Origin of the sequence: Nostoc sp. EspVER01 (genome assembly GCF_034530635.1) — a bacterium.
GTDB lineage: Bacteria > Cyanobacteriota > Cyanobacteriia > Cyanobacteriales > Nostocaceae > Nostoc.
Genome location: NZ_JAVRCS010000006.1, coordinates 121,736 through 147,436 on the forward strand (window position 1 = coordinate 121,736; position 25,701 = coordinate 147,436).

Annotated in this window: 22 protein-coding genes; 9 read left to right on the plus strand and 13 right to left on the minus strand. The window is 41.0% G+C overall.

What is annotated here, in order from left to right; translation table 11 throughout:
- Position 1 precedes the first annotated feature (1 nt).
- Genes RMX69_RS07525 through RMX69_RS07535 form a run of 3 tightly spaced genes read left to right on the plus strand, consistent with a single transcriptional unit; the run spans position 2 to position 2,356 of the window.
- Complete coding sequence (locus tag RMX69_RS07525) at positions 2-967, plus strand: glycosyltransferase (RefSeq protein WP_289796712.1); 966 nt, start codon at positions 2-4, stop codon at positions 965-967.
- Positions 968-1,021: 54 nt separating this feature from the next.
- The gene (locus RMX69_RS07530) at positions 1,022-1,672 is read left to right on the plus strand and encodes a type II secretion system protein (RefSeq protein ID WP_322637064.1); all 651 of its coding nucleotides are present in this window, start codon (positions 1,022-1,024) and stop codon (positions 1,670-1,672) included.
- Between the two features lie 30 nt (positions 1,673-1,702).
- Positions 1,703-2,356 (plus strand): TIGR04282 family arsenosugar biosynthesis glycosyltransferase, encoded by a 654-nt coding sequence (locus RMX69_RS07535; protein WP_289796714.1) that lies wholly within the window; start codon positions 1,703-1,705, stop codon positions 2,354-2,356.
- 141 nt (positions 2,357-2,497) lie between these two features.
- Here the strand turns inward: RMX69_RS07535 and RMX69_RS07540 are convergent, their stop codons facing one another.
- Complete coding sequence (locus RMX69_RS07540; protein WP_322637065.1) at positions 2,498-3,154, minus strand: NAD(P)H-binding protein; 657 nt, start codon at positions 3,152-3,154, stop codon at positions 2,498-2,500.
- A gap of 178 nt (positions 3,155-3,332) precedes the next feature.
- On the opposite strand from RMX69_RS07540, the gene RMX69_RS07545 reads away from it, so the two are divergent.
- The gene (locus RMX69_RS07545) at positions 3,333-4,004 is read left to right on the plus strand and encodes a DUF1997 domain-containing protein (RefSeq protein WP_289796716.1); all 672 of its coding nucleotides are present in this window, start codon (positions 3,333-3,335) and stop codon (positions 4,002-4,004) included.
- Positions 4,005-4,056: 52 nt separating this feature from the next.
- Here RMX69_RS07545 and RMX69_RS07550 read toward each other — a convergent pair whose 3' ends face one another.
- Positions 4,057-4,527 carry a DUF4079 domain-containing protein gene (locus tag RMX69_RS07550; RefSeq protein WP_322637066.1) on the minus strand — a complete coding sequence of 157 codons (471 nt, stop codon included), beginning with the start codon at positions 4,525-4,527 and terminating at the stop codon, positions 4,057-4,059.
- A gap of 196 nt (positions 4,528-4,723) precedes the next feature.
- On the opposite strand from RMX69_RS07550, the gene RMX69_RS07555 reads away from it, so the two are divergent.
- Entirely contained in the window at positions 4,724-6,007 is a 1,284-nt protein-coding gene (locus RMX69_RS07555) for an ankyrin repeat domain-containing protein (RefSeq protein ID WP_322637067.1), read from the plus strand.
- Positions 6,008-6,578: 571 nt separating this feature from the next.
- Here RMX69_RS07555 and RMX69_RS07560 read toward each other — a convergent pair.
- The 6 genes from RMX69_RS07560 to RMX69_RS07585 all read right to left on the minus strand — a co-directional run bounded on the left by RMX69_RS07560 (position 6,579) and on the right by RMX69_RS07585 (position 15,237).
- The gene (locus RMX69_RS07560; protein ID WP_322637068.1) at positions 6,579-7,970 is read right to left on the minus strand and encodes a PP2C family protein-serine/threonine phosphatase; all 1,392 of its coding nucleotides are present in this window, start codon (positions 7,968-7,970) and stop codon (positions 6,579-6,581) included.
- A 1,363-nt stretch (positions 7,971-9,333) separates the two neighbouring features.
- Complete coding sequence (gene ftsY / locus RMX69_RS07565) at positions 9,334-11,010, minus strand: signal recognition particle-docking protein FtsY (RefSeq protein ID WP_289796720.1); 1,677 nt, start codon at positions 11,008-11,010, stop codon at positions 9,334-9,336.
- Positions 11,011-11,264: 254 nt separating this feature from the next.
- Complete coding sequence (gene nusB, locus RMX69_RS07570) at positions 11,265-11,906, minus strand: transcription antitermination factor NusB (RefSeq protein WP_292787087.1); 642 nt, start codon at positions 11,904-11,906, stop codon at positions 11,265-11,267.
- 329 nt (positions 11,907-12,235) lie between these two features.
- A complete protein-coding gene (locus tag RMX69_RS07575; RefSeq protein WP_322637122.1) occupies positions 12,236-13,000 on the minus strand; it encodes a DUF502 domain-containing protein in 765 nt (254 codons plus the stop codon).
- Positions 13,001-13,359: 359 nt separating this feature from the next.
- Positions 13,360-14,268 (minus strand): glycosyltransferase family 2 protein, encoded by a 909-nt coding sequence (locus RMX69_RS07580; RefSeq protein ID WP_289796722.1) that lies wholly within the window; start codon positions 14,266-14,268, stop codon positions 13,360-13,362.
- 126 nt (positions 14,269-14,394) lie between these two features.
- Positions 14,395-15,237 (minus strand): HpsJ family protein, encoded by an 843-nt coding sequence (locus RMX69_RS07585; RefSeq protein WP_289796723.1) that lies wholly within the window; start codon positions 15,235-15,237, stop codon positions 14,395-14,397.
- 791 nt (positions 15,238-16,028) lie between these two features.
- On the opposite strand from RMX69_RS07585, the gene RMX69_RS07590 reads away from it, so the two are divergent.
- Positions 16,029-16,673, plus strand: coding sequence for a glycoside hydrolase family protein (locus RMX69_RS07590; protein WP_289796724.1), 645 nt, complete (start codon positions 16,029-16,031; stop codon positions 16,671-16,673).
- 10 nt (positions 16,674-16,683) lie between these two features.
- Here the strand turns inward: RMX69_RS07590 and menH are convergent, their stop codons facing one another.
- The 5 genes from menH to metG all read right to left on the minus strand — a co-directional run bounded on the left by menH (position 16,684) and on the right by metG (position 21,973).
- On the minus strand, positions 16,684-17,508 hold the full coding sequence (menH, locus tag RMX69_RS07595; RefSeq protein ID WP_322637069.1) for a 2-succinyl-6-hydroxy-2,4-cyclohexadiene-1-carboxylate synthase: 825 nt from the start codon (positions 17,506-17,508) through the stop codon (positions 16,684-16,686).
- 358 nt (positions 17,509-17,866) lie between these two features.
- Positions 17,867-18,268, minus strand: coding sequence for a metal-sensitive transcriptional regulator (locus RMX69_RS07600; protein WP_289796726.1), 402 nt, complete (start codon positions 18,266-18,268; stop codon positions 17,867-17,869).
- A 93-nt stretch (positions 18,269-18,361) separates the two neighbouring features.
- Positions 18,362-19,573 (minus strand): LPS export ABC transporter periplasmic protein LptC, encoded by a 1,212-nt coding sequence (gene lptC / locus RMX69_RS07605; protein ID WP_289796727.1) that lies wholly within the window; start codon positions 19,571-19,573, stop codon positions 18,362-18,364.
- The gene (locus RMX69_RS07610) at positions 19,573-20,202 is read right to left on the minus strand and encodes an NYN domain-containing protein (RefSeq protein ID WP_069072029.1); all 630 of its coding nucleotides are present in this window, start codon (positions 20,200-20,202) and stop codon (positions 19,573-19,575) included. The genes lptC and RMX69_RS07610 overlap by 1 nt, the downstream gene beginning before the upstream one ends.
- A gap of 166 nt (positions 20,203-20,368) precedes the next feature.
- A complete protein-coding gene (gene metG, locus RMX69_RS07615; protein WP_289796728.1) occupies positions 20,369-21,973 on the minus strand; it encodes a methionine--tRNA ligase in 1,605 nt (534 codons plus the stop codon).
- A gap of 379 nt (positions 21,974-22,352) precedes the next feature.
- Between metG and RMX69_RS07620 the strand changes: the two genes are divergently transcribed.
- The 3 genes from RMX69_RS07620 to RMX69_RS07630 all read left to right on the plus strand — a co-directional run bounded on the left by RMX69_RS07620 (position 22,353) and on the right by RMX69_RS07630 (position 25,610).
- Positions 22,353-23,078, plus strand: coding sequence for a lysophospholipid acyltransferase family protein (locus RMX69_RS07620; RefSeq protein WP_289796729.1), 726 nt, complete (start codon positions 22,353-22,355; stop codon positions 23,076-23,078).
- A 253-nt stretch (positions 23,079-23,331) separates the two neighbouring features.
- Positions 23,332-24,135 (plus strand): alpha/beta fold hydrolase, encoded by an 804-nt coding sequence (locus RMX69_RS07625; protein ID WP_289796730.1) that lies wholly within the window; start codon positions 23,332-23,334, stop codon positions 24,133-24,135.
- 308 nt (positions 24,136-24,443) lie between these two features.
- Positions 24,444-25,610 carry an EcsC family protein gene (locus tag RMX69_RS07630; RefSeq protein ID WP_322637070.1) on the plus strand — a complete coding sequence of 389 codons (1,167 nt, stop codon included), beginning with the start codon at positions 24,444-24,446 and terminating at the stop codon, positions 25,608-25,610.
- The last annotated feature ends 91 nt before the right edge of the window (positions 25,611-25,701 follow it).

Sequence of the window (25,701 nt, forward strand, 5' to 3'; positions counted from 1 at the left end):
AATGATTAACTACAGTCAAGATTTGCCGAAAACTTCTGTAATTATCCCCGCTTATAATAGTGAAAATACTATTCATCATACAATTCAATCTGTTCTAAATCAAACTTTGAGTGACCTAGAATTAATTGTAATTAATGATGGTTCAGAAGACTCAACTTTAGATGTTGTTAAACAAATTAAAGATCCCCGAATAAAAATATTTTCCTATACCAATGCTGGCGGAAATGTTAGTCGTAACCGAGGTCTACAGCTTGCAGTTGGAGAATTTGTGAGTTTCTTAGATGCGGATGATCTTTGGACACCTGATAAGCTTCAGTCTCAATTAAAGGCTCTGCAAGAAAATGCTACTGCGACAGTTGCTTACAGTTGGACTGATTATATTAATGAAAATGGTGAAATAGTACTCTCTGGTACACACGTTACAGCCAATGGAGACGTTTATGAAAAGTTATTGTTGGCAAACTTTTTAGAGAATGGCTCCAATCCTTTGATTCGTAGAGAAGCTTTAATCAAATTGGGTGGATTTGATGAATCTCTAAGTGCTGCTCAAGATTGGGATATGTGGTTGCGATTAGCTTGCCAGTTTGATTTTGTATGCGTACCATCTGTACAAATATTGTACAGAATAAGTGCTAATTCAGTTTCTTCTAATCTTGTAAGGCAAGAAAAAGCTTGTTTGCAGGTGCTTGAAAGAGCATATAAGGAAAGACCTTTAGCACTTAAGAATACTTGGAATCTAAGTCTGACAAATTTATATAAATATCTGACATGCAAAGCGCTACAAAAGCCGTTTAATCGACAAAAAGCTTTAACTGCGGCTAAATTTTTATGGAATTATGTTCTGAATAATTCTTCAAGGCTTCAGCGTATAAATTTCACTTTAAAATTATTATTAAAAATTTTCATAATCCTTTTAATGCCTACGCTATTCGACAATATTATTAACCAACGCGAAGTTAAAAGCTAAAAAAATGAAACATTGTTTAACAGCGACGTAGCTGAAAAACTATCAGAATAAAAAATGTATAGTCTGGTGCATCTACCGTCTTTAGTTTATGCAAAAAATCTCTTGAGGAATAATCATTCTAACAGTGGTTTTACCTTACCAGAGATGTTACTAGTTATTGTATTAATTGGTATATTAGCTACGATCGGAATATCCAATTGGCTGGCTTTTGTGGAGACTCGCCGTCTCAACAAAAGCCAAAATGAGGTTTATTATGCTATGCGCCAAGCACAAAGCCAAGCCACCAAAGATAAATTGACTAGGCAAGCCAGTTTTCGCATACAAAATGGTGTCGTGCAATGGGCAGTTCATCAGCCAGAAGCAGGACAATTCATTCCTGATGCTGTTAAAAACAATGGCAACCTATGGCATAACCTTGAGCCGAACATTCGCATAGATGAAGAAGAAAACAATAAAGGAAAAAAGGAGACAACTTTACAAAAACATACTTCACAGCAAATGTGGCGAGTTTTATTTAACTATCACGGTTGTCCTATCTCTGAAATTGGAAATCAGTGTACTGTAGGCGGATTAGGACAGATAACCTTCTACAGCTTGAATGGTGGTAAAGCTAGACGTTGTGTCTATGTTTCTACAATTTTGGGGGCTATGCGAACGGGAAAAGATCGCGCTAGAGCTAACGAAAACGACAAGTATTGCTATTAAGATATTTTTAGTTGTTAAACAAGGTATTTTGTGCTGAACTTACCAGCAAGCCTAAAACAGCACCTGATTATTTTCACCCGTTATCCAGAATCAGGTAGGACAAAAACCCGATTGATACCTGCTTTAGGAAATGTTGGTGCTGCCAATCTTCAACGGGAAATGACTGAGCATACAATATTTCAGGTTCAAGAATTGCAAAAAGCCATTGACATATCTGTGGAAGTGCGTTTTGCAGGTGGCGATTCGCAACTTATGCAAGACTGGCTGGGGTTGGATTTGGTTTACCAGTGTCAAGGTGAAGGGGATCTAGGTTTGCGGATGGCGCGATCGCTTTTTGATGCTTTTCAATCTGGTGCAGAAAAAGTAATTATCATTGGTACAGATTGTCCTGGAGTCAATGCCCAGATTTTAGCAACAGCCTTTGAGAAGTTACACGCCTTTGACCTCGTACTTGGACCTGCGATCGATGGTGGATATTACTTAATTGGTTTGCGCCAACCCATCCCGGAGCTATTCGTTAACATCGAGTGGGGAACTGCTCACGTATTCCAGAAAACCGTGGATATTGCCCAGAAACTTAGTTTGTCATACGTGGACTTGTTGCCCTTAGCTGATGTTGACCGACCGGAGGATCTACCAATTTGGGAACAAGCCCTTGCAGGGAAAATAGAGCGATCGCTTTAGGGAGTGGCATCAAAGGTCGGTCAATTTAGATAATGCAAGCTAATTGAAAAAGTGCGTAGGCATTACTTTTCCATCAAAGATGTGAGCCGATGATCTTGGGGATGAGACTAAGAGGCAGAAGCAATAAAATCCTGTGGAATATCAGCACTGCTGAAATAGCTCCTTAAAGCTTTTTGAGGCTGCTTCAGGTTTGGCAATAATTTCGACAATTTTATTGCGTGCATCTGCTTCAAAAAGCGCTTCAACAGCAACTTGGGCGACTTTCTGCCTGGGGATACTACCATCAAACAGTGTATCTGCACTCTGCATCACTATGCCGTCGGAGTTGTCTTCATTCTTCAACCCACCAGGCCGGACAATTGTATAAGTAAGACCGCTTTTCTGAATATACTCTTCAGCTTGTTTTTTCCACAACAAAATTAGCCAAAACAAGTTTAGCGGATGGAAAAGTTGGGAAGTACACAAAGAAGAAACTAAGATCAGATGTTCAATTCCCTTTGCCTTAGCAGCATCTACTAAATTTTTAGTCCCTTCAAAATCCACTTTATAGGGGCCAGTGGGGTCAAAGCTAGGTTTTGCCCCAGTCGCAACCAACAGAATTGTGCTATCTCCCAACGCAGTAGTTAAACTTTCTGGTTGCAATACGTCACCTACTACTAATTCAGCTTCAGGAGACAGAATAGCTCTAGCTTTCTCTATATCCCGCACCAAAGCTCGGACGGGAATATTCCGCGCTATCAATTCTTGTACAATTCGGCGACCTGTTTCACCTGTTGCCCCTGCTACAAATGCTTTCATAATAAATGCTATCCTGGGAAACTATTGTGTGCCTGTTTAGTTCTTTATTTTAGTAATTCTATGGAGTCGCTCGCAGATTAATGAGGTTTCGGTCAAAATGGGATCTGAATGCGAAATGACCCAGGTATATGGGGAATCATTAATATAGACCAACGCCAAAATATACAGTAATGCATTTATGCTTTCAAGAAAAGGCGAATATAAATCCTGGGAAATAACAGAAGCAGTTTTACCTGTAGCGTCCAGCCAAGAAGCCGAGGACACATTAACAGAACCAAATGTAGCGACGCTCACAAAATTTTACGGTCGTTATCAAGATTGTATGGAAATGGGTGCCCCAGTAGAGAAGGTTGCTGAGTATCTCAATTCTCACTCCTCATGGTTTTCGCGCTGTGCTGAACCCATGAAGGTACAATCACTTGGGGAAAATGGCTATGCTTTAACAATTGGTCGTTTTGGTTCTTTCGGTTATGAAGTAGAACCAAAAATAGGTTTGGAATTGTTGCCTCCAGAGGAGGGTATTTACCGCATCCGTACAATCCCCATTCCTGACTACCAGCCGCCCGGTTATGACGTAGATTATCGGGCATCTCTACAGTTAATTGGTAACGATGCTTGCAGTACTATTGGCGAAGTTACAAAAGTTGAATGGGAATTGGATTTGATAGTTTATCTTCACTTTCCCCGATTTATTCAGCGATTACCCAAGTCTATAATTCAATCTACAGGCGATCGCTTACTTAATCAAATTGTCCGCCAAGTCTCCCGCCGCTTAACTCGCAAAGTTCAGGAAGATTTTCATAAATCTTTAGAAATACCATTTCCTGCTAATTTTAAGCAAAAGCGTTGAGTCAATAGTCAGTTAACAGTTATCAGCCTGTTAACTGACAATAACTTACAGACTATGCTTTAGTGAGAATTCTTTGGACAATTTGCACCCCAGTAACAGCCTGCCAAGCAAAAAGTCCCAAAAGCGTGAAATTTATTAAAATGTGGGTTGCACGCGCCCAATTTGCCCCTTTCTGCATATAAGGGGATAAAGCAGCAGAAAATGCTATTAGACTTGTCATACCCAATCCTGCTAACAGGTGAGGCTGCACAAATAACTTACCATTATTGATATAAGTGACGGCCATCCCACCGATCGTACCTGCCACCATCAAAGCTAGGAGTATAGACCCGATTTGGTAGTGTCTGACGTTATATCTACCTTTAATCAATTCTTTTTTTTCTTCCCCCTGAGCATTTCTGGTACGCTGCAATTGCAGTCCTAAATAGGCAGCATAAATTGAGAGTACTAATAGCGCCCACATGAGCACCGGATGGAAGAAGTTCAGCCAATATTTCACCGACGTAGAAAGTTCCAGACTCATCGTGTTCTCGCCTAATAATTAAATCTTCATAAAAATTAGCATAACTCTATTTTCTGTGCTTAAAGTTGCACAAATTAAAAGAGACTCCCCCATCTCCCCCGACTATTTTGCTTCGCCCTCTTGCCAAAGTGGATAAACAATCTCAGACTAAATTTTGAGGGTAGACGAACAAAACACCCTGTGTGGGATCTCATTCATGACTGAAAACAACGATACTTTGCTGCTCAAAGCTGCTAAAAGCGGTGATATCAATGGGCTATGTGCGCTACTAGCTGCTGGTGCAAGGGTGGATGCGTGCGATCACCAAGGTACCACGGCCTTAATGTTTGCTGCTAATTTAGGCTACACCGAAATTGTGCGATCGCTGCTGGATGCTGGGGCAAATATCAACTTGCCCAGAAAAATTTATGGTTTGACGGCTTTGATGTTGGCAGCTAGTGCCAAACAGCTTGACATTGTGCAACTTTTACTATCTAAAGGTGCGGATGTCAATGCCACTAATGAAGATGGCAGTACAGCTTTAATGGCAGCAGTACTCAAAGGTCACATTGATGTAGTGCGAGTTTTATTGGCTGCTGATGCCCAAGTTAATATTGCTGATAAAGATGATGATACGGCGTTGAAACTTGCTATTAAGCAGGGAAAAATAGAAGTTTTACAAGCTATTCTCCAAACTGGTGCGGATGTCAATATCCACGATCAAGAGGGTGAGACTCTTTTAATGTTCGCGGCAGACTTGGGACATCTGGAGATTGTGGAAGCACTGCTAGCAGCAGGGGCTGATGTGAATGTGAAAAACGCTGATGGTGGAACTGCCCTATCGGCAGCAGCAGCGGTTGGACACAGTGCGATCGCAGCAGCTTTACTAGATCGAGGTGCCCAGATAAATCTTCAAGATCGAGATGGTGAAACTGCCTTACACCTCGCCGTTGTGGAAGGCTACATTGATGTCGCACAAATATTGCTTAACAGGGGTGCAGATGTCCAAATAAGGAACCGTCTAGGCGATACACCACTGCTTGTAGCAGCATTGCAGGGACATAGCCAAATTGTCGAGGCACTACTACGTTCTGGCGGAGATATAAATGGGAAAAATCTTGGTGAAGTTCCTTTGACTTTGGCTGCATCGCAAGGACACACCCAAACAGTGCAAGTGTTGTTAGACTATGGTGCTGATGTCAACATTCCAGGGGATGATGGCAAAACTGCTTTAATTAAGGCAACTGAACGTAAACACAAAGAGATCGTACATTTGCTGCTAGCAAAGGGGGCAGATGTGAATTTTCAAGACTCAGCGAGGGCCACATCATTAATATGGGCTGCTTCAGCAGGTTATGGCGAAATTGTGCAGTTATTACTCCAAGCTGGGGCAGATGTGAATTTGAAAAACCGTGGCGGTTATACTGCTTTAATGATTGCAGAATTTAATGGTTATAAGAACGTGGTGCGGAGTCTGCAAAAAGCTGGGGCGCAAGAATAGCAATCTAAATTCTTCATCTAAAATATTTTCAGAAATATTTTGACAAATCATTAATTGAAGATTTTCAGCTTAAATATCAAGGAAGTTTAAAAAAGCAAATCTAGGACGAAGAAACAAAGAAAGCAAAACTCCGTCGTAGCTGTTGTGAACTTGCTACGGCGGAGAAAGAAAAATTAAAACGCCAAAAGGGAGCAGACCAAATGCTTGCGTCACAAGGATAGAAAGAAAGCAAAAATGAAGAAGTAAATTTACCTTTTACTTTTTACCTTGTACATTTTACCTTTTACCTGCTCTCCCCCTTGGCGTTTCCTACTGTGCTAGATGTGCAAAATATATAGTTTTTAATTGAACAGAAAAGTATTCTAACGATCATTTTTTATGTATTATCCTAAAGGTTAGATACAAATAAGTTCCCAAAAAAGGTTGATGTACAACCGTTTGAGAGATCGCTACGGTAATTAAAAGAAAAATAAATAAAAAATTAAATTTAGTGGAATCACTGTGGTGAATCCTCTGTCACCATAAACTCAAGCATTGACTCATGACTTGACCGAGCATAAATGCCCAATGATTATAAGATTTGCAGAACAACTAGTGTCATATCATCAGTGTTTTGTTTATCAGCACCGATGAATTGCTGAACTTGGTCAAAGAGGTAATCCACAATCTCCTCTGGCCCATTGCAGTATTTACAAGCCGTATTGAAGCCAGTAACAAAATTGTCTTCATCGAAGCGATCGCCACCAGCAGCAGCGGCATCAGTCAAGCCATCTGTATAGTAGATAATTGTATCCCCAGGCTCTAACTGTGCCTGGGCATCTTCATATTGGCTGTTAGCATCCAAACCGATTAACATTCCCAAAGTATCTAAACGGGTGACAGTTTTTGTCGCTGCGTGCCACCACAAGGGAGGATTGTGTGCTGCATTGCTATAAGACAGAATTCGGCTGTGAGGGTTATATTCTGAGTAAAATAGCGTTACAAAGCGATGGGAATTTTCCAAATCCGCATACATCACTCTATTTAAGTTTTGTAGAATTCCGGCTGGGGAATTACCATGTAGCACTTCTCCCCGTAGCATTCCCCGCATCATCGTCATAATCAGCCCAGCGGGGACACCTTTGCCCATGACATCTCCAATAACCAAACCCCAGCGACTAGTTTCCGTGCCACCTTTAATCTTGGGCTGAATCTTATTGTGATTGGTAGCAATAAAGTCGTAGTAGTCTCCGCCGACGCGATTGGCAGGTTTACAGCGTGCCGCCAGGACTGCACCGGGAATTGTGGGGCATTGACGTGGTAGAAGTCGCCGTTGGATTTCTGCGCCAATTTCTAGTTCTTGGTCTAGACGTTCTTTTTTTCTTAGTTCTACAGCTAGTTCATCGTTTTCGATCGCTACTGCTGTTTGGTCTGCCACTAACCTAACTAACTTTTGCCTGGTTTCTGTCCAACTATATTCTGGATCGCGGCTCAAGACATAGAGCCATCCCCGTTCTGTATGCTTTACCAGAATCGCCGTACCAAAGATTTGCACATCTGGTCCTAAATAGCGATGCATCTGGTCATCCAAAATCCCTGTGGCATTCGCTAGGGGGGCAGTATTAGGCAACAGCGTGATTTGACTACTGGCTATTTCTAGCGCTTTGCGGATATTCTTGCGCTGGCCACTATCTTGCCAATGTAACTGTTCTAACCTGACTTGACCATTAGGTTTGTAGAGAAACAGGGCGCTACCGTCTGCATCTGTCACTCTTGTTGCCATCAGCGGAATCAGTTCCAAAAACTGATTCAAATTATTGAAACTTCTCAGGGCAAATCCTAAAGAACTTAGCAAATCTTGAATTTTGTTCTGTTCCCGGTGCAACCTTGCCACAAGTTCTTTGAGTGCCACGACTGGTGTGACATCCGTCGCGGCACTACTATTATTATCAGTGGGTTGAGAGGGCAGTTGAGACACAGGCACAGGTATTATTGCACTTTATATTGGCAGATTTTAGATTACTTATAAATCTTTTGGCTTTGGCATTGCTAAACCATATTTAGACAAGACTTGCCATTTTAGCAAGAGTATAAAGACGTAATAGGCAAATTTTATCAGGATTTTATTTGCTTATTGTATTTATGATGGAATATTAGTAATTTCAAATCATGTATTTTTAGTCCAAATTTTACCCGTAAAAATTACTAGTTTTGCTGATAGCTCAGAAATCTTTTCATTTTTTCATAACTTAATTACCAAAGCATATCTCTAAAGTCATAAAAATACTTTATTCAAAGAATAATTTATAACGCTCTCTGAGGAACTGTTTAGGCATAAGCAACTAGGAGACTAGAAGTCTTTTAAGTAAAAACCTCTATAAGCGCTCAAATCGAGCTTGATTTGCTCAAAAACAGAATTACACTCCTTTCCAAACCTGAGAATATGTAAATAAGTTTTCAAATACTTAATTTGTATACCATAATCGCTGGGATAATCGCCAAGATTGAGCTTTTACATTTTTAATTTCTCGTTTTGCGAATTTTGAATTGCTGAATACGCAAAATTTAAACCCATCAAAACTGGATAAAAGTGAAGTAACTCTATCTTCTTAGTCAGAGGTAACAGAGTTAAACCATTCGCCTGTAATTTATTTTAGGGGTGAGTCATTTGGCAAGTGTAAGATATGAATAAAAAAGATGACACTAAAAATAGAAGAAATATCTTCTAAGAACTTTAAGTCAAAAGTCAGAAAGAGTGTTTTTATTTAACCATCAGAATTCCAACCTCTCGATAGACGTTGCACGAGTAAGTCGCCATAGTCAACACCAAACACCTATGGAGGAATTAAACCTCCCGCAGCGCTGAAATCACCCGCGCTGGTTTCCCAACGCACTGCTCACCATTGGGACTGCTGTCTATCCCACAATAGAGTTGTATTTGTGGGGGTGAGTGTCTCGATTCCCTTTTCAATTGCTGCAATATGAAAGTCTAGGGGATTTTGTATGTAGCAACTAAATACCGTGCTGCTACATTTAAAAAGCCCATTTAAGACTTCAAAAAGGGCATTAGCTAGAAATTTTAGCAAAAGTCACCTATTTATTGTGACAAATTCATAATTTTAGGACTTGAGCTGTTTCTAGTTAGTTCAAGTGATAATACCAGATCAGTCATGCCTAAATTTATTAGTTTTAGGACTTACACAAAAATAGCTAAAAAGCTTAATTTATCGAACCTCCTTCTCTGTCAGAGGCTGACGCCAAAGCGCAGTGTCTCCCAGAGAAGAATAATACAGTATTGCGTAAGTCCTAAGTCTGTTGAGAGAAATTTTTAACTCGAAATTTTTCAACTAACCACTCAAGAGAGCTTCGACAAACTCATAGCTTGAAAAGGGGCGTAGGTCTTCAATTCCTTCGCCAGCACCAATAAAGCGAATTGGTAAACCTAGCTGCTGTACAACGGCAAGGGCAACGCCGCCTTTGGCGGTGCCATCTAGCTTGGTTAAGACAACACCACTGAGTTGGGCAGCTTGGGAAAAAACTTCGGCTTGTCGTAGTCCATTTTGGCCTAAAGTGGCATCTAGAACCAATAGTGATTCTACTTTGGCATCTGGGGCTTTTTTGTCGATAATTCGCCGGATTTTACCGAGTTCGTCCATTAAATTTTTCTTGTTTTGCAGTCGCCCAGCTGTATCTACCAAAAGTAATTCAGTTTGACGTGCTTGGGCAGCTGCGATCGCATCAAATACAACTGCTGCCGGATCTGTATTTTTTCCCGGATTGGCAATTACATCCACGCCACTTCTACTACCCCAAACCTTCACCTGTTCCACGGCGGCGGCACGGAAGGTGTCTGCTGCGCCAATCAAGCATTTATAGCCAGATTTTTGTCCCAAGTGGGCAATTTTGCCGATGGTGGTGGTTTTACCGGCACCATTTACCCCAGTAATTAACCAAATATTTAAGGTTTCTTTTTCTGGAGTAAAGGTAGTTTTGTGAGATGTTTTGCTCGGTGCATCCAGCATATCCCGGAGGATTTTTTTCAGGAAAGCGATCGCTTCTTCAGGTGCGGTAACTTCTTCTCGCAGTTTTGTCTGTAGGGCATTGATAATAAAGTCTGTCGCCTCTACACCAACATCAGCTTGTAAAAGCAATGCCTCAATTTCCGTCACAGCAGCTTGGTTAAGCGGCCCTTGACCAACAATCGCCTTCAGTTGATTGAGAATACTACGGCGAGTTTTGTCTAATCCTTGCCGGAGCTTTTTCAGCCAGGTAATTTCTTCAATAGAAACGTCTTCTGCACTTCTACCTTGAGCTGCTAGAACTTTCGCTGACCAGACAAACCCATCATCAAATAGCAGTCCGGGAATTTCCTCTCCTGTTTCTGCTGAGGTTGTCGCTACTGGCTGTACTACCTCCGGTTCTGGAACTTCAATAGCAGTAGCTATGAGTTGCTCCAGCTTGGCTTGCCGTTCTGCCGCCGCCCGTTCTAAAAAGGATAAGTTAGCTGGTGCTGTTGGCTGTGTTGCCTCTGGCGTAGCTAGTGGTTCAGTGGGTGTTAGTTCAACTTCACTTGCCGTGAGTTCTGGGCTGGAAACATCTGGCTGTTCAACAATTGCTGCCACTGAGGAATCTTCTGTAATTTCTTCCTCACTAGCAACTTGGATAACTTCTGGCTGTGCCGTTTCTACGGTTGTACTAGCAGGTTCCTCAGTTGCTTCTGGTTCAGCGATTTCTGCAATTACCGTTTCTGCGGTTTCAGGTTGTATTGATGATACTAAGCTATCTGCTGAATCCGGTGGGGTTTCTACTACCTCAACTTGCTGTTTTTGCTGAATATTTTTGTAGGCAGCTTTAGCAAATGCCAATAAGTCTGCCGTTGTGTCTGGTGCAGTTTCAGCAGTTGGTGTTGAGGTGTCGGCTGGCTCTGGTTGGGGTTCTTGTACAGGAGGTGTTTCTTCCTGTTTTTTATCAGAGGGAGTGTTAGAGGAATCGTTATGTTGACGACGGAACCAATTAAAAACCATTGCAGCAGTATTGTTTATATGAGTTATGAGTTATGAATTATGAGTTTAATTTAACTTTGCACTTTTTCTTAGGGTGAAAACTTCCGAGTTATCCTCACCTTTCAACGCCAGTTTGAGCAGAATCGTGACAACAGAAAGTTTTTTGCGATCGCGCAGCGTCTCACTTTGAGTGAAGTTCCGCTTGGAGGAAGCCGCAGAAGCGGCTACAGACTTTTCTCCACGGCAGTATAAAAATTATTAATTCCGCAGCAGTACTACGCAGTTTTTTTCTGCTCAGTGACTCGGCGTAAAACACCGTTAATAAACCGATGACCATCGTCTCCACTGTAGCGTTTGGCTAGCTCCACGGCTTCATTGATGGCAATACTGTCTGGTACTCCTAAGAACTTCATTTCTGCCACGGCGATTTGCAAGATATCACGGTCAATTTGGGCAAGACGAGTTACTTGCCAATCTACTAAGGCAGCAGAAATGAGTTCATCTATAATGTGTCGATTTTCGTTGACGGTAATCACAAGCTCTTTAGCGTAATTCCGAACTCCCTTGTCTTGATTGGCTAACTGAATCAAGACTGGGAAATCAACTGCTGTACCCAACTGATTGATTGCTGTCTGGGTGCAGGCGATCGCTTCTTGAAGCATTGTTCTGGCAGTATTGAGGTCGGAGGCCCGAGTTTGGCTACTTAAGAGGCGATCGTTACTGCGTTGCAGCTCACCTGCGGCATTATCGAGGGTATCTTGTACTTCTGAGGTCAGAGTGCGTACTGCACCTAGTACCAACTTGGATACTAATTGGTCGTCTTCCAATTTATCTAATTTCTTTGGGTTGACTGGCAATTGGCTAAGGCTTAAAAGCGCCAATTCACGAGCAATTTGCTGGGGTTTACGAGGTTGCATAAAACTGAGGGGTGATTGTGCGAGAACTGAATTAACTAGGCAAGACAAACTTACAAGCCTATCAATTTTGGCACAGTTAAACAACAACATTACGCATTTGCTTGTGACTATGCCAGATTGATTTCAGAGAGGCAGAGGGCAGATCGCTTTTAGCGTCTCCCCTTGGGAGAAGACAGGAGAAATACACTCCTATATCTCTTGCCGCAACCAGAACTTTTCTTGGGGTTTAAGTCAAGATCGCCAAAATCTCCGAGTTAGTGGCTTGGAATTAGATGGAGTGTGAGCCGCTATTCTTTATTGAACATCCTGCCTCCTGCCTTCTGCCTTCTTCACATTTCTTCAACAGGAATAATCTGCTGCTCGATCTCTTCGTGTTTCACTTCCAATGTGGAATCTTTGGAGAAAACCAAAGGCGTATTGGGAGCGACAATGCCACCTGATACAACTATTTTAAAGGCGTCTTCAATCGACATAGAAAGGTTCACCACCTCGTCTTCAGGAACGACTGCGTACCATCCGGTAGTCGGATTTGGAGTGGTGGGGATAAAGACACTTAGCACGGGGCGAGACATCTGGGCTTGGATATCACTGCTGATTGCACCAGTAACAAAAGCGATCGCCCAAATTCCTCGGCGAGGATACTCCACCAAAATTACCCGGCGAAACTTGCCATTAGAATCTTTCAGGATGGTTTCTAAAAGTTGTTTGAGAGTTTTGTATACCTGCCCTGCTAAAGGAATTGCCTGTAATAATCGCTCGCCAAAATCTAATAACCACCGCCCAGCTATATTTCGAGCCATCAAGCCCATTAGCAATATACTTAGTAGTGGTACAGCCAAGCCTACCAACAAATTAAGTATATTTACTAAGAATGGGTTTAACCCATCGAAGGGATTCAATTGTTTGGGAATTTGGGTGAGAAAGTTGATTACCCAACTTGCAATGGTAATTGTCAGCCAGATAGTGGTTGCTAGGGGAATTATTACCAACAAACCAGCAATCAGGTCGTTTTTTAAGTCCTGTTTTAGGCGATCGATTACCAAGCCCCGATTCTCCTGTTTTAAGCTAGAGGAACTTTTGTTATCCGTATCCATACCAGCAGATTCGTCAAATTCCGAAGGCTTTAACTTTGGCAGATTCTGCCGCAAGTAACTGTCTATAACGCTAGCAAGTTGCCTGCTGCTGGAAATCAGCTATTTTCCTATAAGCATACACATAGACATTAACCAATCCCATGGCGACTGATTATTCTTAGAGGATGTTACTTTTCTTTATAAGACTTGTAAATGATTGTTGCAAGTTCTTACGTTGGAAGTCTGTTTTATCTAGTCTTGAATTATGAAAAACAATATCCCCGACAACTTTTACGAAGTCAGGGATCTGTGTAGCACATTTGTGCGCTCTATGATTTTGCGATCGCGATACAAGAAATCCTTCTAATCTCCAGCCCTCTTCACGCCGCATCAACCTGTGTAGTTTCAGAATCTGCGCCCTGCAATTGTTGCGTACTCTCTTGTACCAACATTGCTGTTGTATCTAAATTAGCTTTTGGTAGATATTTCATTTCCCAGACTTTGAGCAAAATCAGGTATTCGTAGAATGCCTGCAATGTACACCAAGCGACTCCGGCGCGTCCATCTAAACATCCGCCTAAGATAAAATACATATATATAAACCGTAGCAACGGTCTGGCAGGCAAACGTAAAGATAAATCCTTCAGGGCACGCCGTCTTTCGACTTCCGATTTGCCAAAGAATAAATCTTGCCAGTTCACCTTCCCCTGTTCTAGCTGATACAAGGTTTCTTGAGCTTCATCCGTAGAATAACGGTTGTGTTTGTCAATCCAGCGGCTCAAACCTTTGCTACAAGTGTAGTGTGGGTATGTTTCTTTTAAAAAGCTAGTTGCACCCTCACAAACTTCTCGCTCAGTATGTCCGTAGTCTGTAAACCACACTTTACCGTGGCGGAAGAGTCGCATTTGGTAACGGGGATACTGTGTGCTGTAGCGAATCCAACGATTCATGAACATGACGCGTTCAGCCACGTAGTAACCGATGTAGTCTGGATTCTGACTTGCCTTTTCGCATTCCGCAAATAGTTCTGGTGTCATACGCTCGTCAGCTTCGAGAATGTAAACCCATTGATGCTTCGGTGGGATAGACTCTAACATCCAGGTGCGTTGGCGTCCGTGGCTTTCAAAAGCGTGTTGGACAACGCGAATGGGATAGCGACTGGCGATTTCCACAGTGCGATCGCTACTGCATGAATCCACAACAATGATGTCATCTGATAACATTGCCGATTCGATACAAGCAGCAATATCTAGTTCTTCGTTATATGTCAGTATGTAAATTGAGAACATTACTCAAGTTTTATAGCGATTTTACTCAGTGATAATTGCTTTGTTATTGTTATTAGCTATTAGACGCATGGCAGTATCAGCCGTGAATAATTTTTGGATACTTCTTACTGCCATGCCAATAGTGGATTAGCGTGCGGCAGTTCTAGGTTTACCACCTTGTACAGCACCCCTACCTCTTAAGCTTGTCCAGCCGATGATAATGTAACCAATGGACAATAGCAAACTGCTAATACCAATCCGCAGTCCAGACTTCCAAGCAGTATCTTTAGCTTGTTGCAGCGCTTCGTCTCGGCGCTGGCGAACTTGGCTCAGTTGTTGAGTTTGCAGCGTTTGAACATCTGTTTGTTGTTCGATAGCTTTGTCAAGTAATTGGGGATTTGTTTTAGCCTTCTTCAGTAACTCTTTTATATTTGCGGGAATTTGAGGGCTTTCAATTGCTTGCTTATATCTTTGGTCATCTTTGAGGATTTCACTAAACTGAGCTTTGGTTTGGTTTCGCAGCTGGTCTAGTTGCGCTTTTCCTTGCTCAGTATTTAGTTGTGCTTGCAATTGCGATAACCGAGTGTTCAGTTGAGTTTCTGCCTGATCTGCTTCTTGGGTGATTCGGTTGAGTGTTTGAGTCTTGGCTTGATTGACGTTATTTAGGTGCAGGGGAAAAATCAGCAAGAACATCAACCCTAAAAGACTGGAGATAATCGCAGCGGGAAATCTTAAATCAATACCTTGGGGGCGATCGCTTGCTGGATCGGCATTCTCAATCCAATAGGCAGCAAACAGAAGCCCCAAACCGACTAGAGGAACAATTCCTCGATCGACAAGCGCTGTTCCCAAATTGATTTGCCATACCCGATCGGTGGGTTGAAAAGGTAACAACAGAATCAAAAAGTCAACAAAAAAGGACAAAATGCAGATTATTCCAACTACCTTAAGTGTGAGAGCAGTACTCACGGAAGTAAAACGGTTAACCATAGTTTTTCAAACTGGTGGAGAATACGAGTGATTTTCATATTTCAAGCTACTTGAATATTGTGCCCATGACTATGACTATTGTGTAAAAACACAAAGCAGACTCAATATTGCTAAAGGCTATCTGCCTCTTGGTTTTCAACTATGCCACAGTAACATTTGTTATCTACAGTGTCTTCAGGAAATTCCTGGTATTTTAAGATACGAAGTTTACGCGGGACTAGAGGAAGAGACTGATTAATTACCCAATCTGCCTGATTGCAGTTCTCAATCGGTCGTAATACAGACCTTTTTTAGGGGATCACAGATGTCCATTGGTGTCAAATTAAATCGAAACCTTTGCAATAAGGTTGTATCGACTTATCGCTCAATTTGAGCAAGGAAGCAATCGTTACTGACAACAGATGCTACTAAAAGTGATTGAGACTATATTGAGTTGGGATTTTTGGGAGTATCTCGCTTGCTATACTTACAGTAGTTTTCTTTTGCATAAAGTAGAAAGCTACGGGTTTTGAGGCAGGAGGTAGAAACTCTTTATATCTGATGCGTGAGTCCTGCATTTTTTACCTCAGTTACTTGCAAACTCCTGTATTTATACTCTTTTTTGCTAATTCCTAAAAAAATGGGCAAATCAGAAATAATAACTAATAATCAGGTATGAACTTTACTAGAATCAGTTCGTCGATGATTTTTGTTAGCAAAAAGAGTGAATTTGAAGGAGTTAGACTCTGAAAGGCTTTGAATTCAAAGGTGTTGAAAAACTTATTGGCCCAATAGCCGCGCTTCTCGGCTTTGTGTATTTGTTGCAATGGTATATTGGAGACTTGCGATCGCCTTCCGATCCCATCTTTGAAAATAAACAGCCGCCTTTGGTGATGAAAGAGGGCGACCCTTATATCCGCGCTTTAATGCGAACTATCTCGGCAAGTGAGGCTAGTGGAAATCGTCCTTATTCGCTGTTATACGGTGGACAGCAAGTTAACGACCTTAGCCGACATCCTGAGATATGCGTCACAATTGTCACAGGCCCCAATACAGGAAATTGTTCTACCGCTGCTGGCAGATATCAAATCATCAACATTACTTGGTATCGTTTAGCCCCTCGTTATCATCCAAATCCAATGCAGATGATGTTTTGGACTGGTTATAGTTTTGAAGCAGAATATCAAGATGTAGTAGTTTACCGTTGGTTAAATGATTCTAAAGTTTGGGGAGTTGATATTTCTCAACTGTTGCGTCAGGGAAAGATAAATGATGTTTTGCGGCGACTCTCTCCCACTTGGACAAGTCTGGGGTATGGTATAGAAACTAATTCTGTTAGTAGCTCTTTACCTAAGATTTATCAGAAAATGTTGCAAGAAGAATTAACCGCAGCTAAACAACCGACAGCCCCGATGCCACCATCCCCAACTCCTTCTAGCAAGGCAGTAAAAAAGTAGTAAGTTTATCCTAATTTTTAACTTGCTGTGGATAAAAACTTTTGATATTTTCCACAAATGCCAAAGTATTTTCAAAGTGGATATTGTGTGCAGCATTGCTAATTATTTTTATCTGAGCAAATTCACATATTTTAGCCATTTCTGTATTAATAGATATAAATTTTTGATCGTATTCACCCACTAGCAAAAGCATGGGAATTGTATTTAATTTTAGCTTTTCCCATAAAGAAGGTTGACATCCAGTACCCATAAAGCGCAGTGATTTATCTAATTCCTGTGGATTGTTCTGCAACCGACTTTCAACCATGCGATCGTATTCTGGATGATTTTTTATATAACCAAAAATCGGTTGATTATACCAATTTGATATAAAAGTGGCAAAATCGCTTTTTTCAAGACTTCTTGTTAATTTTCTGCCTATTTGTGTATCAATTTTAATCCGTTCTAATCGTTCTGCTTCTGTTGGCAAACCTGGGGAAGCTGACTCTAGAACAACTTTATGAAAGCGTTCTGGAAAATGCAGCGCTAGGTATAAAGCCAATCTTCCACCCATTGAATAACCAACTAAAAAGCACTTGGCAATTTTTAACTCATCTAGTAAGTTGATTAAAGCATGAGCAGTGTTTGCCATTGTATAGTATTTGTCCTCACCCAAAACTTGGGTTTTGCCATGTCCGGGAAGGTCAAGTGTTAAATAGGAAAATTCGTTAAACAGTAATTTTAAGGCTTCATCAAATTCATTAATGTTACCCATGAAGCCATGCAAAAAAAGAATTAGTGGTTTATTTAGAGTGCCAATTAAAGAATAATGAAATTGATAGTTTTTTAGGATCATAGTCTAGGTAAAAATCACCATTGCACAGCATATTAAGTATCTAGTCATAAATAAATTTCAAGTTTGTAGTAAGGACTTTAGTCCTGATAATCCTTGCTCTGAGCGATAAATCGCTCACTACAAACTAGGAGTTTATTTTATATTTAATTATGTCTACCTACTTATGTGATGGAATAAGTTTTTCCATAGTTGCCTCTTAGAAAAAGCGAACAAAGGAAAGTCTATAAAAATAGGTTTTCTACCAGTTGCCAATATGATGCCCCTGGAGTTAATGTCAGGATGCACTATTGAATTTTGATGCATCGCTGCTAGTGCATCACTAATTTTGCGGACGCATTTTAGATTATTTTTCTAATTTTTAAGGTAAAAATCGATCTAAAGCAGCTTTTAACTGTTTTATTTCAACGTCAATATTACCCTCTTGTGCAGCTCTACCAATACACTCAGTTAAATGTTCATCCAAAACAATTCGCGCGACTCGATCCAATGCGCCCCGCACTGCGGCAATTTGCAGTAGAACATCAGGACAAGGGGTACTTTGCTGCACCATTGCTTTGATACCACGAACATGTCCCTCTATACGCGATAATCGATTGACAATTCGCCGTAAAGACTCTTCGCTATGGACGTGAGGATGAGCCGACTCTCCAGTTCCATGAGTCCGATCTGTTTGCTCGTGGTCTGTATCGTGATAGTGGGAATGTTCGACTTGCTGGGATGTTGGCAAGGATTCCTTACTTAATCGGTTTGATCCATTCATGGGCTATGAAAAGGCTTGTATTACTAAGATCCTAGTCTAGTACTCGACCAACCCAAAATTTATGGGTGAAGGTGGAACCCATTCACCCTAACTTTACTGCTGACGATTGGCTTTTTCTTGAGGAATAATCTCCGTTACTACCCTACCGCTAGAACTACCACCTTTGACAACAATATTTTCTGTTTGCAGATTACCAACTGCTGTTTCACCCACAAAATTTAATGGTGGGTCAATTTGTCGGTAAACAACATTTCCCTGAGCTTCAACTAACTTATTATCTAAATACCAAGTTAGTGTATTGGATCTTAGAGACTGGCGACGCTGACCAATAGCATTGACGTTACCTTTTAAATAAACGGTTTTTTGTGGTATTTTCATTTCACCTTGATTGGCTGTCACTGTGACATTTTCGGCACGATGGAACATTCGCGTAGGTGAGTTTGTAGTGACAGTTTCTGTATTCATGTTCCAGGTCATAGAGTTACTAGCTATTTGCATTGGTGGGTCTAGTAATTCTAGTTGAGCATTCTTTTGGACAGTGGCAATTTTTGTTTTTAAGTTGACTTCGGCAGAATTTCCCTTACCGCGATCGCTAATTTTATTATCTTTGTAGCGGTCAATTTCTAGAGGGCGATCGCCAATCAGTTTTTCTTCTTTAATATTCCAGATTAAATGTTCAGTTCTCACTTGCATCTGGGGATCGATAGAATTTGCTACCACTCCTCCAGAAAATTCCATCCGCTGTTCGCGGGTTTTTACTCGCACTTCCTGCGCTACTGCTTGTAGTTTTTTATGAGTGCCGTTAATCTTATTACGAACAATCAACAAATCTTCTTTAGGACGCCATTCTAATTCATTACCTTGCAACACAATCCCATTACTAGGATCTGTGGCAAATATCTTACCTTTTAGAAACAACTGCTTCCCATCTTGTTCAATGTCTGCTACATCTGCCTTGATTTGGTAAACAATTTTGCCATCTTGATATAGTTCACCATAAGGGCTTTCAGCCTGACCAATTTGTTTTTCTTTGGTGTATTTTGCGGTTTTAGCCCTGACTTTCCAAATTGGTCTTCCCACTTCATCTGCTTGTTCTAAGGTGACATCAAAGAAAGTCAAATTGCTATCTTTGTTAGATGAATCCGCAGTATTTTGTTGGGAAGCTGGAGGGGATTTGCCCCCGCAGCCAACTAAACCAAATACCAAGAAAAAGGTCAAAGGTAAAATAAGAAAGGAGGGAGTGGAGGAGAAAATTTGAATTTTTCTCTTTCCCCATCTCCCTCTTTTATGAAATTGATACGTCATTATTCTTGGATTTCTAGGTGTCCATCACTACTTCTGGGGTCTTCCAAAAAACCGATCCCAGATAATGGCCGGTATGGATAGCTTTGGCGAGGAGTTTTTTGAATATCTTCTTTGATGGCTTCTAAATCAATGTAGCGATCGCTTACATTGATTAAGCTGTCGCTAGTCATGGAACGCAAGCTCACAACTTCTACCCGCACGCCACGATAGCTGACTGAATTAACCGCATAAGCTAAATCCCCATCACCGCTGACTAAAACTGCGGTATCATAAGAATCTACTAACGCCATCATGTCTACTGCTATTTCTACATCCAGGTTAGCTTTTTTAGAGCCATCTGGTAGCTGGACTAAATCTTTAGCAATGACTCGATAGCCATTGCGACGCATCCACAGCAGAAACCCTTGTTGCTTCTCGTTTGTCCGATCTACGCCAGTGTAGAAAAAAGAACGCAGTAATCTAGAACCTCCTGTTAATCGACATAATAGCTTCGTGTAATCTATTTCAATACCTAGTTGCAGTGCAGCGTAAAATAAATTTGAGCCATCAATAAATATGGCAACCCTACCTCGATTCTCCAAAACTTGTTCTGGCGTAAATATTGAATCGTTTTCCAAATTATTCAACATCATTGTGATACCTCAGTTTTTATCCCTGTTATTTTTGATACAAATTACCAACTTTTAGATGCTAGTCACAGCGGCTTATGATAATGTTCTGCGGCTAATTTAAATTGAGCCACGATAAATTTTGTGAGAAAATAAAAAATTGAACAAAATCAGAGTTTGATAAGGACTAATCGTTTTTCGGGGGTTCTAATCGCTGAAAAACAGGTTGGTGTTTACCCAACTGTTGCTTGCTCGATAGTAGTCCCCATGTAGCATGGGTGGCAAAAGGAGCATTAACTGAACTTTCTATTCGATCATTAAAGTTTATTCCAAAGCCCAACTGCTGATAAATATCGCTGCTGATGTTCGGAATAATTGGGGATAGCAGATAAGCTGCTAGTCTAACCGATTCTAGAACTGCGTAGAGAACCTTTTCCACCGACTCCTGCTGTCCCTGTTTATATAATGACCAAGGAGCCTGTTCATCAATAAACTTATTACTGGCTTGCGCCAATGAAAGTATGACCACGCAGGCTTGACTGAAAGCTAGCTCTTGGTATGCTTGTTTTACCTGTTCCCCTAAACGTAAACCAATTGCTTTCAAAGGATTTTCGTCAGGAATCCCTTCATTGCCTATTGATGGGACATTATTCTCAGCACAGTACTTTTTCACCATGCTCAAAGTGCGATTGAGCAAATTACCTAAATCATTTGCCAAATCTGCATTCAGAACATTAATGAACCTAACTTCATTAAAATCTCCATCTTTGCCAAATTCGATTTCCTTAAGGAAGTAATAACGAACGGCATCACTACCATAGCTCTTAACTAATGCCACAGGATCAAGGGTGTTACCCAGACTTTTGCCCATCTTCTGCCCGTCTTTAGTCAAAAAGCCATGCCCAAAGACTTTCTCTGGCAAGGGTAAGCCTGCTGACAACAGCATTGCTGGCCAGTAAACTGCATGAAAGCGCAGAATATCTTTACCAATTAGGTGCAAGTTGATTGGCCACCATGTTTCTAACGCATTTGCTAAAGTCGGTTCTGCATCTGGTTCTAGTAATGCTGTGACATAACCTAGCAGCGCATCAAACCAAACATAGAGAGTGTGTTTGGGATCAACTGGTACGGGAAAACCCCAATCTAAATTCACTCGTGAAATGGAAAAGTCTTGCAGTCCTTGATTGACAAAGCTGAGGACTTCGTTGCGCCGACTTTCTGGTTGAATAAAATCCGGTTTAGATTGATAAAATTCTGTCAGCTTAGTTTGATATTTGGATAAGCGGAAAAAATAGTTTTGTTCGTCTCGCCACTCCACTTCTTTGTTAGTATGAATTGGGCAACGGTGTCCTTCTAGCAGATCCCGTTCTTCTTTGAATTCTTCGCAAGATACGCAGTACCAGCCTTGTTGTTGTCCTTGGTAAATATCACCAGATTCCCAGACTCGCTCAAAGAATTCTTTCACGATCGCTTGATGACGAGGCGCAGTAGTCCGACTAAAGCGATCGTATTGGATGTCTAATAATTGCCATAAACTTACGAAACTAGGGACAATTTCATCACAAAATTCTTGTGGCGCTTTCCCTAAACTTTCTGCCGATCGCTGAATTTTTTGCCCATGTTCATCTGTACCTGTAATTAGTAATACTTGATATCCCAGTAATCTCTGAAACCGCGCCACTACATCGGCTGCGATCGTCGTATAAGCACTACCTATATGAGGGACATCGTTTACATAATATAGGGGTGTGGTCAGCGCAAATGTCAATTCTTTTTTATTCACTAGATTCATACAAAATAAAAATTAACTTATTAAAACGTTTTATATCTTAGCTTTTATCGGCAAAACCAGGCAATTATACAATATTATTACCATTTTTTCCAATAACATCTTCATACTAGCAAATTTATCAAGTCCAGAATTGTTTTGTAATATGCATCAATTAAACTCATTTTTACCTAAAAAATGGAAATTCACTAATCATAATTTTTTTGAATAGTTTGTATTAGATATTATTGTGATCGAGAATACATAATCAAGATTACAGAAAATCTAGTTGCTTTTGTAGATTAGATATTTCTATCTTAAGACGGTCATGGCATTAGTAAAGAAATGTAAAAATTAAATTAAGACAAATTGCCATATTTACCGGAAAATATATTGATTAGGTATGAGTGGAAATAGCCCCCTAGAGATTTCTCGCGCTTTAGTGGCGGCATTCTCAACGCAAATGTTCCGCTATTACGAAGACCGCATTCCCCAGGATGCGAGCGTCTTGGTAGTCAGCAATCACCGCAGCTTTATGGATGCACTGATTTTAATGGCGGCGTTATCGAGTCCGATTCGCTTTGCTTGCCATCACTACATGGGACAAGTTCCAGTCATGCGAGAGATTGTCACCGGTCAATTGGGGTGTTTCCCCTTGGAAGATACTCAAAACCGTCAGCAAAGCTTTTTTTCGCAGTCACAGGTGCTATTGCAGTCCAAGCAGATGGTGGGAGTATTTCCAGAAGGAACTGCACCAATGGTGAAATTTACTCAGCCAAGCCAGGTGGGTGAGTTTCAGCGGGGATTTGCCCATTTGGCATTACGAGCGAATGTGCAGGATTTAGCTATTTTGCCGATCGCGATCGCCTCCTTAGAAGAAGTAAACACCAATGGCTTCCCATTAAGACTTTTGAGTGTATTCGACCCTTCAGAACCTTTATTTAATCAAAATGGTTGGCATCCCTTGGTAATTTATCGTCGAGTTGCCGTGTTAATCGGTCGTCCTTATTGGATTACGCCCCAACATCATAAAAAATATCACGGCAAACAAGCCAGAACTGTTGTGGCTGAACTGACAGAACACTGTCAGGGTGAAATTAGCAATTTACTGCTTCAAGGTTGCTATTAAAGTTATTCGATTTTGGACTTCGGCTCCTTTCGACTTCGCTACCTCGGCTTCGCTCGGCACAAGTCAAGGCAAGCCGCTCAGTCGAACAATTTTGGATTGTCTGCAAAACTTTGACTAGCTTGTTCTGATACTTTTTTGTTTTTGCTCAAAAGTACCGAAGTTAATACAAGCAACAATTCGCAGTCCAAAAGTTTTATACCATTGACTAATACTTCGACTACGCTCAGTACAAGTGACCAATGACTAATGACTAATGACTATCACAGAAGTTGAGCTAAACCCTTGTTTTCTGACTCCTAAACGAGTACAGCCAGAGTATCCGCTATTGGTATATTTGCCGGGAATGGATGGAACTGGTCAACTATTGCGATCGCAAACCGCAGGATTAGAAACTGGCTTTGATGTGCGCTCGTTGGCGCTTCCCCGGAAAGACCTTAATACTTGGGATACCCTAACTAAGAGTGTATTGGACTTGATCGACGCCGAATTAGAAAAAAGTTCTCAGAGACCAGTTTACTTGTGTGGTGAGTCCTTTGGTGGTTGCTTGGCAATGAAAGTGGCAATCCAAGCACCCCATTTATTTAAGCGAATTATCCTAATTAATCCAGCTTCGTCCTTTCAACTTCGCCCTTGGTTAAGTTGGGCATCCCAGCTAACTTACTTAGTGCCAACAGGATTGTATGATATTGGCGCACTAGGCTTGTTGCCATTTTTAGCATCTTTGTCACGCATTTCTCGGAGTGATCGCCACGATTTGCTGAAAACTATGCGTTCTGTCCCGGCAGAAACCGTTCTTTGGCGGTTGTCTTTACTGCGAGAGTTTGATATTGATGAGGAAAAGTTAAGGCGTTTAACTCAACCAGTTTTGTTGATTGCTGGTGCTAGCGATCGCCTTTTGCCTTCTGTAAGTGAAGTCAACCGGATAGCTAACATCTTACCAAATAACAAGATTGTAGTGTTGCCCAATTGTGGACACGCTTGCTTACTAGAGCAAGATACTAATCTCTATGAAATTCTTAAGGATAACGACTTTTTAGAAAGTAAAGCTAATAGCTGAGGTAGGATTAGATGAATATACAGAATTACTTACATAATAAGATTTAATTGCTGGTAATTGATAAAACAAGATTGCAAATAAAAGTGGCGTTCTTATTCCAGACCTCCTCATTATTTTAGAAGGTAAAGTGTTCTTGAATTAGGTTATCAGTGCTTAAATCAAAATCTCTGTCATCCATCTTATGTCTATAGTTAAAGCTCATAATAATTCCTATTGGCTCTAACGAATTGTACTTATGGAGAGATGTCAAAGCCACTCAAACTTCGCTAAAACCAAAAGAGAGAGGCTTTACAAGATGGTGTCAAGCAATGGCAGACAAACCCCAAGAAATAGAGGTGAATAAATTAGTTAATTCACCCAGAGAAATTCCAGAAGCAGGAATTCAGGCTCAATCATCAATAGAAAATGAACCGTCTATAGTAGAGTCTTTGATTAAAACTGTGGCTGAGACTGGCCAAGCAGTTTTAGACACAGCAATAGGGGTGGGAGAAGTGACGGCGAAAGAAACACACAAGTTTATTGAGCAAACAACTCAAACCAGCGGTCAGGTTGTGAATCGCCTTAGCGAAAATTGGCTGATTAGAAAACTATCTGGAGTCTTAAATCTCAATTGGCTCATTAACGATACTAACCTTGTTGATTTAGAACAAGCAGAAGCAGCGGTAAACAAGCTTAAGAAACAGTATCCAAATGAATCACCCAGCCAGCTTGCTCATCGAATCATGGTGGAAAAAGCAACTCAAGCAGCCACAGTTGGACTAGCCACTAGTTTTTTGCCAGGAATAGCAGTGGCATTGTTGGCAATTGATTTAACAGCCACAACAAAATTGCAGTCAGAAATGCTTTATCAAATTGCATCTGTCTACGGGCTAGATTTAAAAGATCCTGCTCGTAAAGGTGAAATTTTAGCAATTTTTGGGTTGGCTTTGGGTGGAGGGCGTTTGTTGAAAGCTGCCGGGTTAGGCTTGCTGCGAAATGTGCCCTTGGCGGGTGCAGTTATTGGAGCTAGTTCAAATGCAACAATGATCTATTCATTGGGGTATGCTGCTTGTAGATTTTACGAAACCAAGCTGGATGAATCTACTTCCCTAGCATCACCACAGACGTTGGCAACATTAAAAGCCGAAAGTGAAAAATATCTAGAAAGTGCGATCGCTCAACAAGCCCTGATGGATCAAATCTTAGTTCACATGATCCTAGCTAGTCATCCAGAAAAGACTTGGCAAGAAATTTTACCAGAATTAAAAGCTTTAAACCTCAGTCCCACTTCGTTGGATGCCATTGCCCAAAATATCAAATCGCCCAAGCCTTTAGATTTATTGCTCAATCAACTGAATCGGGATTTTGCTATACCCTTATTGGCTCAATGTTACAAAATTGCCCAGCTTGATAATCAGATTACAGCAGTTGAGCGAAAAATCATACAAGCGATCGCCAGCAAATTTGACATTGATACAAACAAAATTGTGGGATAGGCATGGGGCAAGAAGCAGGACGTAAAAAAATCTGACTTTTCACGGCATCTGGAAAACCTCTCTCTAAATCTCTCTCCTAAAAGGAGAGAGA

Excerpts from the sequence above, each read along its gene's own strand:
- RMX69_RS07525 (WP_289796712.1), top strand. The coding sequence starts at position 2 with ATGATTAACTACAGTCAAGATTTGCCGAAAACTTCTGTAATTATCCCC.
- RMX69_RS07530 (WP_322637064.1), top strand. The coding sequence starts at position 1,022 with ATGTATAGTCTGGTGCATCTACCGTCTTTAGTTTATGCAAAAAATCTC.
- RMX69_RS07540 (WP_322637065.1), bottom strand. The coding sequence starts at position 3,154 with ATGAAAGCATTTGTAGCAGGGGCAACAGGTGAAACAGGTCGCCGAATT.
- RMX69_RS07545 (WP_289796716.1), top strand. The coding sequence starts at position 3,333 with ATGCTTTCAAGAAAAGGCGAATATAAATCCTGGGAAATAACAGAAGCA.
- RMX69_RS07550 (WP_322637066.1), bottom strand. The coding sequence starts at position 4,527 with ATGAGTCTGGAACTTTCTACGTCGGTGAAATATTGGCTGAACTTCTTC.
- RMX69_RS07555 (WP_322637067.1), top strand. The coding sequence starts at position 4,724 with ATGACTGAAAACAACGATACTTTGCTGCTCAAAGCTGCTAAAAGCGGT.
- ftsY (WP_289796720.1), bottom strand. The coding sequence starts at position 11,010 with ATGGTTTTTAATTGGTTCCGTCGTCAACATAACGATTCCTCTAACACT.
- nusB (WP_292787087.1), bottom strand. The coding sequence starts at position 11,906 with ATGCAACCTCGTAAACCCCAGCAAATTGCTCGTGAATTGGCGCTTTTA.
- RMX69_RS07575 (WP_322637122.1), bottom strand. The coding sequence starts at position 13,000 with ATGGATACGGATAACAAAAGTTCCTCTAGCTTAAAACAGGAGAATCGG.
- RMX69_RS07580 (WP_289796722.1), bottom strand. The coding sequence starts at position 14,268 with ATGTTCTCAATTTACATACTGACATATAACGAAGAACTAGATATTGCT.
- RMX69_RS07585 (WP_289796723.1), bottom strand. The coding sequence starts at position 15,237 with ATGGTTAACCGTTTTACTTCCGTGAGTACTGCTCTCACACTTAAGGTA.
- menH (WP_322637069.1), bottom strand. The coding sequence starts at position 17,508 with ATGATCCTAAAAAACTATCAATTTCATTATTCTTTAATTGGCACTCTA.
- RMX69_RS07600 (WP_289796726.1), bottom strand. The coding sequence starts at position 18,268 with ATGAATGGATCAAACCGATTAAGTAAGGAATCCTTGCCAACATCCCAG.
- lptC (WP_289796727.1), bottom strand. The coding sequence starts at position 19,573 with ATGACGTATCAATTTCATAAAAGAGGGAGATGGGGAAAGAGAAAAATT.
- RMX69_RS07610 (WP_069072029.1), bottom strand. The coding sequence starts at position 20,202 with ATGTTGAATAATTTGGAAAACGATTCAATATTTACGCCAGAACAAGTT.
- metG (WP_289796728.1), bottom strand. The coding sequence starts at position 21,973 with ATGAATCTAGTGAATAAAAAAGAATTGACATTTGCGCTGACCACACCC.
- RMX69_RS07620 (WP_289796729.1), top strand. The coding sequence starts at position 22,353 with ATGAGTGGAAATAGCCCCCTAGAGATTTCTCGCGCTTTAGTGGCGGCA.
- RMX69_RS07625 (WP_289796730.1), top strand. The coding sequence starts at position 23,332 with ATGACTATCACAGAAGTTGAGCTAAACCCTTGTTTTCTGACTCCTAAA.
- RMX69_RS07630 (WP_322637070.1), top strand. The coding sequence starts at position 24,444 with ATGGCAGACAAACCCCAAGAAATAGAGGTGAATAAATTAGTTAATTCA.